General features: G+C 70.5%; 3 protein-coding genes. All 3 read left to right on the forward strand.

Translation table 11 applies throughout. The features are described from left to right. The first annotated feature begins 181 nt into the window (after positions 1-181). Complete coding sequence (locus tag D7X12_RS38800; RefSeq protein ID WP_120630195.1) at positions 182-1,063, forward strand: alpha/beta fold hydrolase; 882 nt, start codon at positions 182-184, stop codon at positions 1,061-1,063. Between the two features lie 232 nt (positions 1,064-1,295). Next, a complete protein-coding gene (locus tag D7X12_RS38805) occupies positions 1,296-4,295 on the forward strand; it encodes a choice-of-anchor D domain-containing protein (RefSeq protein ID WP_120630196.1) in 3,000 nt (999 codons plus the stop codon). Between the two features lie 148 nt (positions 4,296-4,443). Continuing rightward, on the forward strand, positions 4,444-5,427 hold a 984-nt coding region (locus tag D7X12_RS38810), incomplete at its 3' end, for a serine/threonine protein kinase (protein ID WP_244225042.1).

Here is a 5,427-nt window from a genome sequence, read left to right on the forward strand (position 1 = left end):
CGTCCGGCCGCAAGCCGCCGCTCCTCAAGCTGCTGCGCCGTCCAGTGCTTTGGCTGCCACGCCATGGACGCCACCCCTCCATGACGTAACCGGTAGCCCCTTACCCGACTTCCCTGAAGGGGGTTAGCGGTCGCCACCGCCCGGGGGGACGGAGTAAGGCGGAGCACGAGGAGAGCCACCCGTGCCCGCTGCCGCATTCGAATCGCTCACGCTGGACGCTGAAGGCCTGCCGCTGCACGTGCGCCAGCGCCACCCGCACGGGACGCCCGCCGTGCTGTTCCTGCATGGGTGGCTGGACCACTCCCACGGCTTTGATCCGCTCTGCGAACACCTGCCCGAAGGCTTTCGCACGGTGCTGCTCGACTTTCGCGGCATGGGCCAGAGCGGCCACGCGGGCCCCGGCGCCGCGTACCACCTGAGCGACCACCTGCTGGACGTGGAGGCCACGCTGGACGGGCTGGACCTGCCCGCGGTGCACCTGGTGGGGCACTCGCTGGGAGGCATCGTCGCGTTGGCGTACGCCGCCGCGCGCCCCGAGCGCATCCTCAGCCTGACCCTCATCGAGAGCCTGGGCCCTTCGGGAGGCCTGCCCGCGGGCGCACTGCAGCGGCTGCGCGGCTTCCTGGACGACTCGCGCCGGCCGCCCAACCGCAAGCGCTACCCCTCGGTGGAGGCCGCCGCGGAGCGCCTGCGTCAGGCCAACCCCACCCTCTCCCCGGACGCGGCGCTCCTCTTCGCCCGCCACGGCACGCGCCAGGAGCCCGGGGGCGACGTCACCTTCACCTTCGACCCGCGCCACCGCCGCCGCTTCGGCCAGGGCTTCGACGAGGCCCAGTGGCTGGCGCTGGAGGCCGCCGTCACCTGCCCGGTTCAAATCCTCCGGGGGAGCCGGGGCCTGTCTCCCTCCCCGCCCCTCCTCCAGGCCCGCCTGGACGCCCTGCGGACGCTGGTCGGACCGCCCCAGGTTCTGGAGGGCGGGCACCACGTCCACCTGGAGCAGCCCCAGGCCGTGGCCGCCGCGATCGCAACCTTCGTCCAACCAACTGTTCGCTCCACCCCCTGAAAAGATGGGGGTGAGGGTTGGCAAAAGGTCGGGAAAAACCTTTCACCCTCCAGGGCACCCTGCTTCCCTCCAGCGCGCAGTTGGAGCCCTTTTTGAGCGCCAAGTCCCTGATTTCAGGTGAGTGAGCCGCTCGGCCCGGCTCCGGCACGCGTCTTGATTAGGGAACCCCCGCGATGGATCACGTGTCCCGGGCATCCGTGTGCGTGTGGTGGAGAAGGGTGGGGAGCGGACAATGGTGATGGGGTGGAGGGGTCGGGCCGTCCTGCTGGCTTCATTGGTGGCGGGGACGATGGCGTGTCACGAAGAGGACCAGACCCGCGGGGTGCAGGCCACCGCGGTGCTGGACATGGACGCACTCGACTTCGGCGAGGTGCCGGTGGGCGAGTGGCGTGAGAAGGAAGTCCGCATCCGCAACGTGGGCTACGTGCCCTTCTCCGCGCTGGAGGCGCTGGGGATTGGAAACAACCCCGCCTATCAGGTGGAGCTGACGGAGGGCGGAGGCCGCGTGCCGCCGGGTGAGTCGCACGTCGTGAAGGTGCGCTTCCACCCGCTGGCCGAAGGCACCGTGGAGGAGACGCTGCGCGTGACGACGGACGCCAACGTGGGCGCCCTGCAGCAGCTCCCCGTGCGCGGCATGGGCACGCCCACGCCCATTGGCGTGTACCCGCCGGTGCTGGACTACGAGACGCTGGAGGTGGACAGCGACCGCGTGCTGGAGGTCACCGTCACCAACCCGGTGGACCTGCCCCTGACGCTGAAGGTCGCGGGCGACCAGGCGGATCCGTTCACGCCGGACACCATCACCGTGCCGCCCAACAGCACCCAGGTCGTGCGCACGAAGTACCTGCCGCGCGCGCTGGGGAAGATGGGCGCCCGGCTGGAGGTCGTCTCGTGCGAGACGTGCACCCCGTCCGTGGTGGACCTCAAGGGCAACTCCGTCGCGAGCGCCTTCGAGTTCGACCCGGCGCCGGTGCCCTTCGACGAGATTCCCGTGCACGAGCGCACCGAGTCCTTCACCCGCGCGCGCAACATCACCTGGCGCCCGGTCACCATCTCCGCGCTGGCCACCAGCGACCGCGCCTTCTCGCCGCTGTCCAAGCCCGAGGGCGCCACGGTGAAGCCGGGCGAGGTGGTGGAGATGCGGATGGAGTTCGCCGCGCGCTTCTCCGGTCCCAACGTGGGCAACCTCACGGTGGCGTACGCGTCCGACAAGGCGCGTGAGGCCCGCGTGATGCTGGACGCGCGAGGTGGCCGGCCCACCCTGGCCGTGGCCCCGGTGGCGCTCGACTTCGGCGAGCTGCCGGTGGGCGGCAAGGTGGAGCAGGTCATCCGCATCACCAACGCCGGCAGCAACGGCCCGCTGACCTTCAGCGGCGTGCGCGCCGACGGCGACAGCGCGCAGTTCACCGTGGGCACGCCCACGCGCGGCGCGCAGAACTACCCGTGGAAGACGGGCACCTGGCCCAACCTGGAGGCCAACGGCCTGCAGATCGCCCCGGGCAACGACGCGCTGGAGCTCAAGGTCTACTTCGAGCCCAAGACGGAGGGGCCCTTCAGCGCGACGCTCTACGTGCGCTCCAACGACCTGTTCACGCCCGAGCGCGCCATCACCCTCACGGGCCGCGCCCGTGCGAGCGGCCCCTGCGTGTATGAGCTGCTGCCCCAGCCGTCGCTGGACTTCGCCAACGTGGCGCCGGGCCGCGGCGCGGTGCTGGGCTTCTACTTCCGCAACCCGGGCCGGGCCGAGTGCGCCATCAAGAACGTGCACCTGTCCAACGACGGCGGCGGCGTGTTCTCCATGCCCGGCGGTCCCATCACCGGCGGCGTGGTGCTCTACGACACGGCCTTCAGCTCCATGATTGCCTTCAAGGCGCCCACCACGGGCGGTGAGTTCAACGGCGAGCTGATGCTCACGGTGAACAACCCGGCCTTCCCCACGGTGACGCTGCCCATCCATGCCGTGTCGCAGGCGTCCTGCCTCGTGGCCACGCCGTCCTTCGTGGACTTCGGGCCCATCCGCTACGACTGCGCCGCGAAGCCGCGCAAGACGTTCGTGTCCAACCGCTGCAGCGAGCCCGTCACCGTGGCGGACGCCGTCATCGGCAACGGCACGAGCAATCAGTTCTCGCTGATGACGCCGGTGAACCCGCCGCGCACCCTGGCGCCGGGCGAGGGCTTCGAGATGGAGGTGGGCTACGCCCGCAACGTGCTGGGCCAGCACTTCAGCCCCATGTACCTGAAGGCGGACACGGAGCCGAACGGCTTCCTCGTCCCGCTGCTCGCGGAGACCAACCACGAGGGCATCCAGGTGGACCGCTTCACGCAGGGCACCGACAGCCAGCTGGACGTGCTCTTCGTGGTCTCCAACACCACCACCATGGACACCTTCCAGCAGCGCCTGCGCTCCGCGATTCCGGGCTGGCTGGAGCGCGCGAAGGAGCTGAACGTGGACGTGCGCGTGGGCGTCACCAGCACCGGCCTCGTGCAGCGCGGCGGGCTGTGCGGTGGCGGCGCCAACGGCGGTGAGGCCGGTCGCCTCTTCCCGGTGAACGGCAGCCGCGCCCGCGTGGTGTCCGGCGGCAGCGCCAACGCGGCCGCCACCATCCAGTCCAACCTGGAGGTGGGCCTCTGCCACAACCTGGTGCAGGGCCTGGAGACGATGCGCCAGGGCCTGTCCGCCCCGCTGTCCGAGCAGGCCGACGACGTCCGCACCCCGCAGCCCAACGACGGCAACCTGGGCTTCACCCGCGCCGCCGCCCGCATGGCGGTGGTGGTGGTGGCGGACGAGGATGACCACTCCGGCTTCGAGCCCGACAGCTACATCCAGTTCCTCCAGACGCTGAAGGGCACGGGCATGTCCCAGCGCAGCAACCTGCACGCGCTCATCCCCACCAACACCTCCTGCACCACGGCGGGTGGCAGCGCGGCGCGCTTCGCCGCGGTGGCCAAGGGCACGGGCGGTTCGGTGGGCTCCATCTGCGAGGGCGACTACCGCGGGTTCCTGGACCCCATCATCCAGCAGGCCGGTGAGCCCCAGGCGGACTTTGCCCTCACGGCCCAGCCGGACGGCACCGCGGAGATGAGCGTGCGGGTGAATGGCCGCACCCTCGCCACCGACAAGTGGACGTACGACGCGGGCCGCAACGCCGTCATCTTCGCCCAGGACTCGGTGCCCACCCCGGGCCAGTCCGTGGAGATCCGCTACCGCAGCATCTGCGCCCCGACGCCGTAGGGCGTTGCAGCTTCGTGACGCACCGCGCCGGGTCGGTCCCATGGGGGGCCGGCCCGGTTCGTGTTTTCCGGAGTGCCGGGCTTTTGAGATCCACGCGGGCGCGGCTATCGTCGCGGGCGGAGTGGAAACGTTCGGCCGCTATGAGTTGATGCGCAAGCTGGCCACCGGCGGCATGGGGGCCGTTTACCTGGCCCGGCAGAAGGGGCCAGTGGGCTTCCAGAAGCTGCTGGTGGTGAAGCGGTTGTTGCCCCACCTGTCGGAGGACGACGAGTTCCTCCAGATGTTCCTGGACGAGGCGCGCATCGCGGCGCTGCTCAACCACCCGAACATCGCGCAGATCTACGAGATGGGGGATGTGGACGGGCAGTACTACATCGCCATGGAGTACGTGCACGGCGAGCCGCTGGGGTCGCTCTTGCCGCGCGCGTCGGCGCACCCGGGCGGCTTCCCGCTGGGGCTGAAGTGCCGCATCGCGGCGGAGGCGGCGGCGGGGCTGGACGCGGCGCACAACGCGCGCAGTCCGTCCGGCCGGAAGCTGTCGTTGATCCACCGGGACGTGTCGCCGCAGAACGTGCTGGTGGGCTTCAACGGCGGCGTGAAGCTCATCGACTTCGGGGTGGCGAAGGCGCAGGGGAAGCTGTCGCAGACGGTGGTGGGCACCATCAAGGGCAAGCACGCGTACATGTCCCCGGAGCAGGCGCGGGGCGAGCCGCTGGATGCGCGCTCGGACGTGTTCGGGCTGGGGACGGTGTTCTACGAGCTGCTGACCGGCGGGCGCCTGTTCAAGCGCGAGTCGGAGATGGCCACGCTCAAGGCGGTGGTGGGCTTTAAAATCATCCCCCCGTCGGAGGCGGTGCCGGGCATCCCCAAGTCGCTGGACGCCATCGTGTTCAAGGCGCTGGCGCGCAAGCGCGATGATCGCTTCAGCACCGCGGGGGAGCTGCAGCTGGCGCTGGAGGAGTTCCTCCAGCAGGAGAAGCTGCACGGCACCAGCGCGCACCTGGCCGCGTTCATGCGGGACGTGTATGCGGAGGAGCTGGAGGAGGAGCGCTTCGCGGCCGAGCCGACGATGATCTTCTTCGACCCGCGGCTGATGGCCCGGCCGGGGCACCCTGCCCCGAAGGCCCCTGCC

Source organism: Corallococcus sicarius (assembly GCF_003611735.1).
GTDB classification, from domain to species: Bacteria; Myxococcota; Myxococcia; order Myxococcales; family Myxococcaceae; genus Corallococcus; species Corallococcus sicarius.

Excerpts from the sequence above, each read along its gene's own strand:
- D7X12_RS38805 (WP_120630196.1), top strand. The coding sequence starts at position 1,296 with ATGGTGATGGGGTGGAGGGGTCGGGCCGTCCTGCTGGCTTCATTGGTG.